Source organism: candidate division WOR-3 bacterium, from assembly GCA_039801085.1.
Lineage (GTDB): Bacteria > Hydrothermota > Tepidihabitantia > Tepidihabitantales > Tepidihabitantaceae > JAOABP01.
In genome coordinates this window covers 236004-249779 of record JBDRTY010000001.1, presented here as the reverse complement: position 1 = coordinate 249779, position 13776 = coordinate 236004, and the positions used below count along the sequence as shown (strand labels likewise).

Annotated in this window: 13 protein-coding genes; 12 read left to right on the top strand and 1 reads right to left on the bottom strand. The window is 53.5% G+C overall.

Translation table 11 applies throughout. The features are described 5' to 3' along the window. Positions 1-95 precede the first annotated feature (95 nt). The 8 genes from ABIK48_01200 (at position 96) to ABIK48_01165 (ending at position 7258) form a co-directional block, all read left to right on the top strand. A complete protein-coding gene (locus tag ABIK48_01200; protein ID MEO0020779.1) occupies positions 96-1226 on the top strand; it encodes a trypsin-like peptidase domain-containing protein in 1131 nt (376 codons plus the stop codon). A gap of 5 nt (positions 1227-1231) precedes the next feature. Then, a complete protein-coding gene (gene purB, locus ABIK48_01195; GenBank protein ID MEO0020778.1) occupies positions 1232-2527 on the top strand; it encodes an adenylosuccinate lyase in 1296 nt (431 codons plus the stop codon). Continuing rightward, entirely contained in the window at positions 2527-3726 is a 1200-nt protein-coding gene (locus tag ABIK48_01190) for an acyl-CoA dehydrogenase family protein (protein MEO0020777.1), read from the top strand. The genes purB and ABIK48_01190 overlap by 1 nt, the downstream gene beginning before the upstream one ends. A gap of 12 nt (positions 3727-3738) precedes the next feature. After that, on the top strand, positions 3739-3930 hold the full coding sequence (locus ABIK48_01185) for a hypothetical protein (GenBank protein MEO0020776.1): 192 nt from the start codon (positions 3739-3741) through the stop codon (positions 3928-3930). Positions 3931-3948: 18 nt separating this feature from the next. Next, positions 3949-5049 (top strand): DUF362 domain-containing protein, encoded by a 1101-nt coding sequence (locus ABIK48_01180; GenBank protein ID MEO0020775.1) that lies wholly within the window; start codon positions 3949-3951, stop codon positions 5047-5049. 425 nt (positions 5050-5474) lie between these two features. Beyond that, positions 5475-5696, top strand: a complete 222-nt coding sequence (locus tag ABIK48_01175) for a hypothetical protein (GenBank protein MEO0020774.1) — start codon at positions 5475-5477, stop codon at positions 5694-5696. Positions 5697-5704: 8 nt separating this feature from the next. Continuing rightward, the gene (locus ABIK48_01170; protein ID MEO0020773.1) at positions 5705-5896 is read left to right on the top strand and encodes a hypothetical protein; all 192 of its coding nucleotides are present in this window, start codon (positions 5705-5707) and stop codon (positions 5894-5896) included. A gap of 177 nt (positions 5897-6073) precedes the next feature. Beyond that, on the top strand, positions 6074-7258 hold the full coding sequence (locus tag ABIK48_01165; protein MEO0020772.1) for a hypothetical protein: 1185 nt from the start codon (positions 6074-6076) through the stop codon (positions 7256-7258). A gap of 36 nt (positions 7259-7294) precedes the next feature. Here the strand turns inward: ABIK48_01165 and uvrB are convergent, their stop codons facing one another. Then, the gene (gene uvrB, locus ABIK48_01160; GenBank protein MEO0020771.1) at positions 7295-9322 is read right to left on the bottom strand and encodes an excinuclease ABC subunit UvrB; all 2028 of its coding nucleotides are present in this window, start codon (positions 9320-9322) and stop codon (positions 7295-7297) included. 124 nt (positions 9323-9446) lie between these two features. Here uvrB and ABIK48_01155 point away from each other — a divergent pair, with 124 nt between their 5' ends. The 4 genes from ABIK48_01155 to purF are packed head-to-tail and all read left to right on the top strand — an operon-like array spanning position 9447 to position 13763. Next, positions 9447-10331 carry a radical SAM protein gene (locus tag ABIK48_01155; protein MEO0020770.1) on the top strand — a complete coding sequence of 295 codons (885 nt, stop codon included), beginning with the start codon at positions 9447-9449 and terminating at the stop codon, positions 10329-10331. A gap of 42 nt (positions 10332-10373) precedes the next feature. After that, positions 10374-10958 (top strand): transcriptional repressor LexA, encoded by a 585-nt coding sequence (lexA, locus tag ABIK48_01150; protein MEO0020769.1) that lies wholly within the window; start codon positions 10374-10376, stop codon positions 10956-10958. Then, positions 10955-12205: a DNA polymerase IV gene (locus ABIK48_01145; GenBank protein ID MEO0020768.1), complete on the top strand. Its 1251-nt coding sequence runs from the start codon at positions 10955-10957 to the stop codon at positions 12203-12205. Before lexA ends, ABIK48_01145 begins: the two co-directional genes overlap by 4 nt. A gap of 40 nt (positions 12206-12245) precedes the next feature. Next, entirely contained in the window at positions 12246-13763 is a 1518-nt protein-coding gene (gene purF, locus ABIK48_01140) for an amidophosphoribosyltransferase (GenBank protein MEO0020767.1), read from the top strand. The last annotated feature ends 13 nt before the right edge of the window (positions 13764-13776 follow it).

The window sequence follows — 13776 nt, the reverse complement described above, 5'->3', positions numbered from 1 at the left end:
TTCTGCCTGCCTTAATAAATTATAAATCTGTCTTCTTCCCCTGTCAAGTACCGGCAAGACTTGACCTTACTCCAATTGCCGGTTAAACTAATCTGATGAAATACGACCCTCTTAATATAATTACATTACTGCTGGCGTTTCTGCCCCTCGCCTGTGGCGCCACAACCGAAAAAACTCCATCCCGGCCTGCAGTTGAACAGGTTAATACAGAAATTGACCGGTCCCGGGTAAATGCGATTGTCATCGCTGCTCAGAAGGTCAGCCCGGCGGTGGTCTCAGTCGTAGTGACTCAGACGCGGATTGTATCCTATGACCCGTTTGATATCTTCGGGTTTGACGACTTCTTCCGTGACTTCTTTCCCCGGCACACCTTCCGGCAGGAAATCAAATCCATGGGTTCGGGGGTAATTGTAGATGCCAAGGGTTATATCATTACCAATGCCCATGTTGTCAGCAATGCAACCAAAATCAAGGTAACCCTGCCTGACAACCGGAGCTTTGATGCGGAGATTATCGCTCTTGATCCCGACCGGGATCTGGCACTGCTGAAAATTTCGGGCGATAATCTGCCGGTAGCACCCCTAGGTAATTCCGACCAGCTGCTGATCGGCGAATGGGCAATCGCGATCGGTAACCCGTTCGGCTTCCTGATTGAAGATGCCCAGCCGACCGTCACCGTTGGCGTCATCTCCGCACTGCACCGGGACATCCGTTCCGGCAGAGGCGGTGCCGTCTATACCGATATGATTCAGACCGATGCCGCAATCAACCCCGGAAATTCGGGCGGTCCGCTGGTCAATGCGCTGGGCGAGGTCATCGGTATCAACACCTTCATTTTTTCCCATGCCGGTGGTTCGGAAGGGGTCGGATTCGCCCGGCCCATTAATGAAGTTAAAAGGTTCGTCAGCGAAGCCCTCGGAGAAACTCAGATTGAGTATGAAAAGTTCAGCACCGGACTGGGTCTTGTTGTTGCTGATATCAATCCGGTGCTCCGGCGCCGCTTCGGTCTTGCCCATACGAAGGGAGTAGTGGTCGTTGGCGTCAATGAAAATTCGGTCGCCGAAAAAATCGGCCTGCTGCCGGGCGATGTAATTCTGGTGTTTCAGGGCAAGGTAGTCAGCTCTGCCCGGATGCTCCAGGAACGGCTGAACCGGCTTCAGGGTTCAATTGATCTGATTATTGATCGCAAGGGTGAGCAGTTAAGAATTCTCTACCAGCTGAGATAGTATTTATGACCTCCCGCTACCTGACACCGGAAATGGCTCAGCTCTGGTCTGAAGAGGCAAAGTTTCAGACCTGGCTGCTCGTGGAGAAAGCAGTGGCAAAGGTCGAGGGTGAACTGGGTATTATCCCGAAGCCGGCAGCAGAAAAAATCCAGCAGGCAACTTTTAAAATCAGTGAGATTGAACGTTTTGAAAAGGAAACCAACCACGATGTGATCGCCTTCACCCGCAGCGTGGCAAAAAGTGCCGGCGAGGCAGGCAAGTATGTCCATTACGGACTTACCTCTTACGATGTGGTTGACACCGCCCTGGCGATTCGCTGCGTTCAGGCGCTGGATATAATCCACACAGCACTACTCGAGCTCCAGAAGACCACCGCCGATCTTGCCCGCCGCTACCACTGGACCCCGATGATCGGCAGAACCCACGGCGTCCATGCAGAACCGATTACCTTCGGGTTGAAATGCCTGTCCTGGCTGGCGGAAATCAATCGGGGTATTGAACGGATCAAACTCGCCCGGATGGAAATCGGCTACGGCAAGATCTCCGGCACCGTCGGCGCCTATACCCAGCTCAGCCCGGATGTGGAAAAAAGGGTTTTGAAACTGCTTAATCTGAAGGTCGAGTCGGTGTCCACCCAGGTGATCCCGCGCGACCGGCATGCCTTTCTCCTCTCGATGCTGGCACTGATCGCTGCCGGGCTAGAAAGGATCGCTACTGAGATCCGCAACCTTCAGCGGACCGAAATCGGGGAGGTAAGTGAACCGTTTGGCAAATCTCAGGCGGGATCTTCAGCAATGCCCCATAAGAAAAATCCGATCATCTGCGAAAGAGTTTGTTCCCTTGCCCGGGTAATCCGTTCCTACGCCTTAGCCAGCTACGAGAACATCCCCCTCTGGCACGAGCGGGATCTGACCAACTCTGCCGCCGAGCGGATTATCATTCCCGAGGCCTTTACCCTCCTCCACTACTGTCTCCGGCAGATGAACCGGGTCCTCGCCGGACTGGTGGTCAGACCTGACCAGATGGAGAAAAACCTGAAAATCTCCGGTGAGACCTTCTTCTCGCAGGCACTGCTGCTGGCACTGGTAAACAAGGGTATGAACCGCACCCGTGCCTACAGACTGGTGCAGAAACTGTCATTCGAAGCAATCAGCTCGGGCACAACCCTGAGCCAGCTCGCCAGAAATGACCGCACCGTGCAGCACCATCTCAGTCCGTCTGAGTTGGAGGCAGTGTTCCAACTGCGGAATCTGGTCCGGCATGTGGATGCGGTCTACCGCCGGGTACTGGGCAGAAAGTGATCGACTTCACCTTCACCGAAGAACAGCAGCTCGTGCAGAAACTCGCCCGGGAGTTTGCCCGCAACGAGGTTCAACCCAGAATTCAGGAAAACGACCGCAACCAGTTCTTTGACCCGCGGATCGCCCGGAAGATGGCGGAGCTGGGTCTGCTTGGCCTGACCATTCCCGCCGTCTGGGGTGGAAGCGGTGGTGACTATATCAGTCTGGGTCTTACCTGTGAGGAGCTGGAGTATGTTGATACCTCACTGCGGGTAATCATTTCGGTCCATATCGGCCTTGTCAGCCTGACCCTGCTGGCATGGGGCGATGAAGCGCAGAAAAAGAGATACCTGATCCCGCAGGCAAAGGGTGAGAAACTTGCCGCCTTCGGTCTGACCGAACCGGATGCCGGCTCCGATGTTCTGGGTATCCGGGCGACCGCACGCCGGGATGGCAACTGCTACATCCTGAACGGCGAGAAAACATGGATTTCACTTGCGGATATCGCCGACCACTTCCTTGTTTTTGCCTGGACTGACCGGGAAAAACAGCAGCGGCGTGACCACACCGGCATCACCGCCTTTATCCTCGAACGGGGCATGGCCGGACTGTCCACTTCAACCATCCATCACAAACTCGGCGTCCGGGCGGGCAATACCGGCTCCATTTCCCTGAGCGATGTCCGGGTCCCGGAAGCCAACCGTCTCGGTCGGGAGAACGAGGGTTTCAGGATCGCCATGTTTGCAATTGACCAGGGCCGCTACACCGTTGCTGCCGGAGCCGCCGGTCTGATCCGTGCCTGCCTTGATGTGGCTTCCGGCTACGCCCTTACCCGCAGCAGCTTCGGGAAACCGCTCGCAGAACATCAGCTTGTCAAGGATATGATCGCTGACATGGCAGTCAGCTATCAGGCTGCAAGACTGCTCTATCTCCGCGCCGGCTGGGAGAAAAATCAGGGCCGGACCGCCACCCGCGCCACCTCAGCGGCAAAACTTTTTGCCTGTGAGGCGGCCGAACGGGCAGCAAGTAATGCGGTTCAAACCCTCGGTGCCTACGGCTTTTCCGACGAATATCCGGTAGAACGCTTCTACCGGAATGCCAAGGGTGCCCAGATTTATGAGGGGAGCAGGGAGATTCACAAACTGCTGCAGGCGGACTTTGCCCTAGGTTTCCGGGAGGAAAAACCGTCTCGGGTCAGCCTGCCCCGACCCGAGATGTAGAAAGGAGAAAAAATGCCGATTGTCTATCTCAAATCCGGCGGCTATGCGGTTTGTGGTGGTTACACCGTCAAGGAAGGTGTCGTCAAGATGGTGGATGTGATTTTCAAGGAAACCGGAATTCCTGAAGGCAGGGAGCGGCAGCCTGAAGCGGTGGTATCCCTTGCCAATGTCCTTTATATCATCCCGGGTCAAGATAACAAGTAGCACCCTGCCGACTGCTTAATGCCCGCCTCGGTACTCATCCGGAAAATTGGCGACCTGCAAGCAACGGTCATTGAGGCGCTTGACTTTCTTAATTATGACTTCTCCGGCAAACGGATCTGGGTCAAACCCAACCTGCTCGCACCCCACCCCCCCGAAGCCGGGGTTACCACCAATCCGGAGCTGGTTCATGGGATCATCTCCGAGCTCAAACGGCGCAACGCCAAAAGGATAATCGTCGGTGACAATCCGGCCGGCGCCCGCCGGAACCGGATTGAAGACTATCTGAAGCCGACTGGTATGATTGAAGCCAGTCAGGGCTGTTTTCAGAATGTCTCAATCAACCCGGTGCAACTGCCGCTTTCATCCCGCTATACCCCAGAAATTCCGGTCTCCAGCCTGATTCACGAAGTTGATATCATCCTCAATCTGCCGGTATTCAAAACCCATGCCCTGACCCTGCTCACCGGTGCGGTCAAAAACATCTTCGGCATCATTCCCGGCGGGCACAAGGCGTATCTCCACACCTTGGCTGCCAGTGCCGAACAGTTTGCCGAACTGCTCGTGGACATCTATCAGACGGTGCCGGTAAAAATGCTCCATATCATGGATGGTATCCGGGTCATGGACGGAATCAACGGACCGAGTGGCGGCAGGGTGCGGAAGATGGATCTGCTGCTCGCCAGTGAAAACGGTATTGCCCTGGATGCGGTCATGGCGATGCTTGCCGGTGCCCAGCCGGACTCCATCCCGACCGTGCGCATCGCTGCCAGTCGCAGGCTCGGACCGGCAGCCCGGACTGCAATTCAGATCCACGGTGACTTTGCACCCATTCCCGGGTTCCGCCTGCCCGGTGCCGGATTCGCCAGTCTGATCACCCGCCTATCCCGGCCGGTGTACCGGCTGATTATCCCCCGCGTGCCGGTCCTGAACCACAACCGCTGCATCCGTTGTGCTGAATGTGCCCGGAACTGTCCGGTAGAGGCGATCAGAATGAGTCCCTTGCCCGAAATCGACCGTCGCAAATGCATCCGCTGCTTCTGCTGCTCAGAAATCTGCCCGGTAAAGGCAATGACGATCGCCGGCCACCTACACAGTTTCTGGCTGAGAATGAGAAAATAAATTAAATTTGTTGACAAGTAGTAGTATAATTATAATTTAGTCGCAGTCGGGAAAGAACTCCGGCTGTGAAAGGAGGAAAAGGATGCTTAAAAATTAACGAACCTGCGTATTCTCTTCCTCGGGCTTCTTTTTCTCCTGATTCCTGCATTTACCGCTGCCAGTATCAAGCTCTATGGTTCTGGGGGGTAACAGTTATTCCTCCTCGGATCTGTCCCGTCAGAGATTCCATTGTCTGTCTTGAGATTACCCTTCCCTTTAATGCATCCCCTGATACCCTTCTTGAATTAACGGGTACGGATCCGAGTTCAGGGCAGCGTTATCGTATCCGTCTGGGTGCTCCTTTGCCGCTTGATGGAACTCCGGTTTACGGTGACGAACTGAAGGTCGTGGAGATTGTTCCGATAGAACGATAGAGTAACCCGGACATGGACTGTAAATCAGTGGTACATGCGGGCAGGGGCGGTAAAATCACTGCCCCTGCCCTTGTGCTCATACTTGTAACCTCTGTTTATCTATTCGGTTCCGTTTTCAATCCGGTTCTCCAGCTTCACCAGATGGCGCAGATTGAAGGTACCAATCGTGAAATCCACCGCTTTTTCCAGAAACTCGGAATTAACTACAAATCAGATACGGTGTATGTTTTTTAGTTCCACCGATGATCGCTGCCCGGATTGAAGGAGGGATCAAACCATTTACCGATCTCCTCCGGGCCCAGGGAGTAAAAAACGACATCATTTTGCTGGCGGTCTCCAATCACCGCCGTGCGGCAGAACGCTATCTCCAGCGCCGGAGTTTTAATGCCGACTATACTCTGGTGGTTGACGAAAACTTCCTCAGAAACTTTTAATTTTCCGCCGGTACTCTCCAGGTACCTTTTGTTACCAAATTCAAAATCTCAACCGGGGAGCTGATCTCATCCTGCACGCTGAGCTGCCGGATTGACTCCATCTTAGTTGCCCAGTTCATCGCCGACAGCTCCCACCCGAGAGTTGCTAGCAAAGCAGTCGCTGTTTCAGAAAAAAGGGTGCCGGAGAAAAGACTGAAGCCGCAATTCCGGCGGAGGATAAGACTTCGGGACACAGATGAACATCCGATTTCTAGCACGTATTATCTTTCGCTCAATCCCGCCGGTACCCGTCTGGCGTTTACCGACCATATGACCTCCCATGTTTATGTCTTTGATCTTCTAACTGGAAAGCTGCTGCGTGCGCTTTATCCCGACAGTTCGGAAGAGGTGCTCTTCATCCGTCTGCCGGCAGAGCTTGTGCTTAAACTCAAGGCAATGAATATTATCAATTCCATGTATTTCAGTCACCGGTTTCTTGATGATTCCCTGCTAATAATCACCGCCCCCCTGCCCAGCATTCAGATGAGAGACAAAGGCGAGAATGTACAGATTGACTACTTCAATGCACCGGTCATGATCACCAAAAACATAAATTCCAATCAGATGTTACGGTGCGTGGAATTTCAACCCTGGCCTGACACCATTCCCGACGTTTTTGAACATCCCGATGCCTCCCTCATTTCCGAAACGGGAATTGTGTTTCTGCCTTACTGCCGGGGCTGGCCTGCCCAGGGTTCGGAAATGCTTGATGAAAACCTGCCCGCGGACTGGAATCCTTTCCGGGAGGAATTTTATCTCAAGAACATCCACCAGCTGGCAGTTTATGATACCGGTGGCAGATTTATCCGTTTTATCGGCGGGCTTGATCCCAGGTTTGAGGAACTGCGGCTTGGGTATCTCGTGGGTAGCGAAGCCTTTGTCCGCAGACAGAACAACCGCTCCTACACTACCGATCGTTATTCGGGGAAAATTATGATCTTCAACCAGGAATTTGAATTGGAGGACTCGGTATTGATCTGGGAAAATCCGGTACCGGTTACCCCGGAGATTGACCGCTCCAGTGAACCGCTGCGCTATATGCTTGAAACACTGCGCACCAACTTCCCCCAGCGGATTGTGGATTTTCTTGATACCGGCAGCTGCATCTATGTCCTAGTTACCATTAATAATAACAGACAACCTCTGGTCTATAAAATCCACCGTCAGAAAAGAACAACAGAGCGATTCCTGCTACCACGACAGGTGGTAAAAGCAACCGCCACCTATTATCTTTTACGGCTGACTGAAGACAGAGTGGTGGCAATAGGCCTTGCTGCCACACCTGGTGATATAACTCATTACTTTGAACTGCTGCTCCCTTAATTGAGCCGGATTGTTTTTAAGGGTAACCCTTACGCCTCACCGGTTTTTCAGCCGTTTGCGCCGGCTTTTTCGCCACTCTTCATCATCAATCTGCTGCCGGAGCTCACGGATTCTGTCCCGCAGCTTTGCTGCCCGCTCAAACTCCAGATTCTGAGCCGCCTGCTGCATCTCCTTTTCCAGCCGGAGCAGCAGTTCCATTCGGCCTCCATCTTCAGCGACCTGCCAGTTATTTTCCGCCTCTTCTGCATCCCGGGCATCGGCAACCGCGGTTGTACCCAGCACCTGTTCCGTCGTCTTTTCAATTGAGCGGGGAATGATGCCGTGCCGGCGGTTATACTCAATCTGCTTCTGCCGCCGCCGCTCGGTCTCAGCAAGGGCATTCCGGATGGAACGGGTGATGTTATCGGCATATAGAATTACCTCGCCCCGGACATTTCTTGCCGCCCGGCCCGCGGTCTGAATCAAGGAACGGGCATCACGCAGAAACCCCTCCTTGTCTGCATCCAGCACCGCCACTAAGGACACCTCCGGCAGATCAAGCCCTTCACGCAAAAGGTTAATCCCGACCAGCACATCAAATTCGCCGAGCCGCAGTCCACGCAGAATCTCCACCCGCTCCAGCGGCTCAATCTCGGAATGGAGATACCTTACCCGGATGCCCAGCTCAGTCAGATACTCCGCTAGGTCCTCGGCCATACGCTTGGTTAGTGTCGTCACCAGCACCCGCTCCTGGCGCTCCACCCGCTGCCGGATTTCATTCAGCAGATCATCCACCTGATTGGCGGTCGACCGGATGGTCATCTTCGGATCCACCAGTCCGGTGGGCCGGACAATCAGCTCGGCAACCTGGCCCTGACTCCGCTCCAGCTCATAATCTCCCGGTGTCGCCGAAGTAAAGACCACCTGATTGATCAGAGTCTCAAACTCGTCAAAACGCAGCGGCCGGTTGTCCAGACAGGAGGGCAGTCGGAATCCGTAATCGACCAGCACCTGCTTTCTTGACCGGTCACCATTATACATCCCCTGGATCTGGGGAACGGTCTGATGGGACTCATCAATGAACATCAGGTAGTCAGCCGGAAAATAGTCCAGAAGGCAGTAAGGCCGCTCGCCCGGCGCCTTGCCCAGAAGATGCCGGGAGTAATTCTCAATTCCGGGACAGTAGCCGAACTCCTGAATCATCTCGAGATCAAATCTGGTTCTGGTTCTGAGCCGCTGCGCCTCTAGGAATTTTCCCTGTGCCTCCAGCTCCGCCACCCGTTGCCGGAGTTCGGCCTCAATTGATCTGATTGCCCGCTCAATCCGCTCCTTACCGGTAATGAAATGGCGTGCCGGATAGATTACCACCCGCTCCCGGCGCTCAATCAGTTCGCCGGATACAATGTCAAAGATACTCAGCCGGGCAATCCGGTCCTCCTGGAACTCAATCCGCACCCCGTAATCCCGGTGCGAAGGGTGAACCTCCACTACCTCACCCCGGACCCGGAAGGTTGACCGCTTGGGCTCAAAATCGTTTCTGGTATATTGCAGTTTTACCAGCTGTTCCAGTAACTGTTCCCGGTCCAGCTCCCGATTCAGTTCAATCGGAAAAAGCGACTCTCGGAACTCCCAGGGTTCGCCGAGGTTATAGATACAGGAAACTGAGGCGACCACGATCACATCCCGGCGCTCAATCAGGCTGGAGGTGGCACGTAAGCGGAGCCGCTCAATCTCCTCGTTAATAGAGGCGTCCTTTTCAATGTAAAGGTCATGTTCCGGCACATAGGCCTCAGGCTGGTAATAGTCATAATAGGAGATGAAGTACTCCACCGCATTATCCGGAAAGAACTGTCTGAACTCGCCATACAGCTGAGCTGCCAGTGTCTTGTTATGGGAGATGACAATCGTCGGCCGGTTAAGCCGGGCGATTACTGATGCCATGACAAAGGTCTTGCCCGATCCGGTGACCCCCAGCAGGGTGGAATATTTCGCTCCCGACTGAATAAATTCAACCAGCCGCTCAATCGCCTCCGGCTGGTCACCGGCGGGCTGGAAAGGCGCTCTCAACCGGAACCGCTCCTGCATCAGGATATTCTAAATCGCCTCCGCTCCGGGTCAAGACAGAAACTGGTTTCACTGCCCTGCCCGCCTAATCACAAGCACCAACCCGGAGTTGATACCGCCTCCTTCGGGAAGTAGAATTATAAGCATGATCTGCAACGCCTGTCCGTTTGAATGTAATATTGACCGCTCGGTCCATCCGGGCCGGTGCCGGGCAACCGATGAAATTGAAATTGCTCAGGCACAGCTCCATTTCTGGGAGGAACCTCCGGTATCCGGCACCAGAGGATCAGGAACGATCTTCTTTTCCCACTGCAATCTCCGCTGCCGTTTCTGTCAGAACTACGATATCTCCCAGCTGGGATTCGGCAGAAAGGTGCAACCGGAGCGTTTAGTCGAAATCATGCTCCAGCTTGAAAATCAGGGTGCCCACAACATCAACCTCGTAACCCCGACCCACTATACCCTGCAGCTGATCCCGGTACTCGAGGCGGCGAGACAGCGGTTACGGATTCCCATCCTCTGGAACTCCAACGCCTATGAAAAGGTGGAAACCCTGCGGCAACTGGGAGGTCTGGTCTCGATCTATCTTCCTGATCTGAAGTATTTTTCCGACGAACTGGCACAGCAGTTCTCCTCCGCACCGAACTATTTTAAATACGCCTCCGCAGCAATCATGGAAATGAAACGGCAGGTTGGAGAAAACCGCTACGACGAGGAGGGAATTATTAAACAGGGGCTGATTGTCCGCCATCTCGTCCTGCCGGGACAGATTGAAGACTCCAAGAAAATCCTCCGCTGGCTCCGGGACAATCTCGGACCCCAGACCCAGATCAGTCTGATGGCACAGTATTATCCGACCTATCAGGCAGAAACTCTGCCGGATATGAACCGGCGCCTCCGTCCCTCCGAGTATCAGGAGATCAGGGATTACTTTCTGGACCTCGGTTTTGAAGAAGGTTTTCTGCAGGAACTTTCCTCCGCTTCCTCCGACTACACCCCGGACTTTGAAGGCCGGGGCATCGACAACTAAAGATTGCTTGACAAGTGAACAATCGTTCACTATAATTAATTCATGAGGCGAAGTGCTGACTTGAACAATAAAATTGAACAGCTCCGGCAGTTCTACCGGCAGCGGTGCCGGATGCCGTCTTACACTGAAATTGCGCAGCTCTTTGGCTGGCGTTCCAAAAATGCGGTTTTCCGGCTGGTGAAGAAACTGAAGGCACAGGGGATCATCACTCAGGATGAAAAAGGTAGGCTTATCCCTCAGAAACTGCTTTCACCCCTGAAACTGCTCGGAACCGTTGAAGCCGGCTTTCCCTCCCCTGCCGAGGAGGAACTTCTGGACAAAATTTCACTTGATGAATGGCTGATACGCAACTCAGCCGCTACCTTCCTCTTGAAGGTCACCGGCAATTCAATGCGGGAAGCCGGCATTCTCCCGGGAGACATGGTTCTGATCGACCGCTCAATCACCCCCAAGAATGGCGATATCGTGATTGCTGAGGTTGATGGTGAATGGACGATCAAGTACTTAAGAAAACAGGGAGGACAGATTATCCTCGTCCCCGCAAATCCGAACTACCCGCCTTTGAAGCCCAGAGCAGAACTCCGAATCGGTGGGGTGGTTACCGCCGTAATCCGGAAATACCGATGAGCACCCAGCCACTCCTGGTCTTTGACTGGCAAAATGCGATTCTGCATGTAGATGCCGACGCCTTCTTTGCTGCCTGTGAGCAGGCAACCAATCCCCACCTTGCCGGTAAACCGCTGATCGTCGGCAGAGAGCGGGGAATTGTTACTGCTGCCAGTTATGAAGCCAAGGTGCTTGGTATCAAACGGGGCATGCGGATCCGGGATGTGAAACACCTTTATCCAGCGGTAATTGTTCTTAACTCCGATTATGAAAAATACAGTCTGTTTTCGATCCGGATGATGGATATTCTCCGCCGATTTTCTCCAGCGGTCGAAGAATACTCAATTGATGAAGCGTTTGTGGACATTACCGGCCTGCGCCGGGCCTATCACTGCTCCTATGAGGAACTGGGCTTCCGGATTCAGGAAACAATCCGGACAGAACTGGGCATCTCGGTTTCCATCGGCATCAGCCTCACTAAAGTTCTCGCTAAGATCGCCTCTCAGCACAGAAAACCCGGGGGCCTGACAGTAATCCCGGGACGACAGATTCACCTGTATCTGGAAAAATTGCCCGTGGATGCGGTCTGGGGAATCGGAACCAGTACCGCTGCCTGGTGTAATAAACTAGGCATCAGAACTGCACTGGACCTCGCCCGCCGGTCCGAAATGTTTATCCATAAACACCTCCCTAAACCCTGCTACGAAATCTGGCAGGAACTAAACGGCCGACCGGTATATCCGGTAAATCCCGAACCCAAGAACAACTACCAGTCAATCAGCAAGGCAACGACATTCCCACCGACCACCAGCCGGTTTGCGATCTTCAGCAGGCTCAGCGCCAATCTTGAAGCCGCCTGCTTCAAAGCCCGGCGCTATCAGCTGGCACCTCAGCGTCTGATTCTGTTTCTCCGCACCCAGGAATTTCAGGAAAGCGCAGTGGAATTGAAGCTGTCCGCACCAACAGCGTATCCGCTTCTATTAGCTCCATTTATTCAACAGGGGTTTGATGCGATCTATCAACCCGGGAAGGTTTACCGGCAAACCGGCGTCATTCTGACTCGACTGGTCTCTACCCGTAACAGTCAAATTACACTCTTTGACGATCCGCTCCGCTTGGAAAAAATGGAACGACTTTATCGGGCAGTCGATTTATTAAAAAGACGCATGGGCAGTGAGGTAATCGGTTCGGGCATGGCATTAACCGTTTCTCCCGGGATGGCAAAACGGTTGAAAATCCCGTACCTTGACATCAGACTGCGTGATTAACTAAATTTGCATTCTGAATTGAATCATTTAAAATAGACCCGTGTGTGGTGTTCTCGGCCTTTTCTACTTTAATCAACCGGTAGCACCGGACTTAGTTACTGGCCTGATCGCACTCCAACACCGGGGACAGGACTCTGCCGGAATTCTGACCTCCGATGTTACACTTCATTTGAAAAAAGGAAACGGGCTGGTAAGCCGAGTGTTCAATGAAAAGAATCTTTCCCGGCTTACCGGTTCACTGGGGATCGGACATACCCGTTACCCGACGATCGGGCCGGGAACCAGTGAAGATGCCCAGCCATTCTTTGTTAATCATCCCTATGGCATTGGTATGGTCCATAACGGCAATCTTACCAATTATTTCAGCCTACGACACGAATTGGAAACAAGAGATCTGCGCCAGCTGACCAGTTTCTGTGATGTCGAACCGATCCTGAATGTTTTTGCCAGTGAACTGGAAAAATACCGTTCGGAACCGCTGAAACCGGAACACATTTACCAGGCAGTGAAAACAGTGTTCCAGCGGGCTAAGGGTGCCTATTCCGTGGTAGCGCTCATTCATCAGCAGGGTCTGGTTGCCTTCCGCGACCAGAGCGGTATCCGTCCGTTGGTGCTGGGAAAAAGGAGGGTATCAGCCGAACACAGTTCGCACAGCCTACGCCATAGTGTACTGAGGAAAAGACCGGTTTATGAATTCGCCGTCGCTTCAGAAAGCGTTGCCTTGGATCTGATCGGCTTTACCGAATTCCGTGATGTTCAGCCGGGAGAAGTCATTTTCATCGACCGTCATCACCGACTCCACCATCACCTGCTTAATTCATGTAAACCCCGCACTTGCATCTTTGAATATGTATATTTTGCCCGGCCTGATTCAGTCATCGATGGTATTGAAGTTTACGAGGCACGGTTGCGGCTCGGTAATACACTCGCTCACGAGGTTATGCGCCGTAACATCCAACCCGAGATTGTAATACCGGTTCCGGATACTGCCCGACCGGCGGGTGCTGCTCTTGCCCGGGCACTGAATATCGAGATGCGGGAAGGTCTGATCAAGAACCGCTACATCGCTCGGACCTTCATTACCCCGGCAACAGTCAATCGCTCTGTTTCTGTCCGTCAGAAACTCAATCCGGTGCGTTCCCAGATTCAGAACAAGAATATTCTGCTTGTTGACGATTCAATTGTCCGGGGAACAACCTCCAGAGAGATTGTTCAGATGGTCCGGGAAGCCGGTGCGCGCCATGTTTACTTGGCGGTTACCGCACCCCCGCTCCGCTTCCCATGTGTCTACGGAATTGACATGATGACCCGGGGCGAATTCATCGCCAAGGGAAAAACCGAACCGCAGATCGCAAGACTGATCGGTGTAGATGAACTGATATACCAGAGCTATGACGGTCTGATCCAAGCAGTCAGAGGTAATCACCACGACCGTCAGTTTTGTACCGCCTGTTTCAACGGTAACTATCCCACTGGGATTACCGAACGTGACCTGCGCGCTTTGGAAGCCGAACGCCGGCGCTGGATGGAACAGGCGGAAAGGAAGATGCCGGAATAAAACAGCAGCGGCG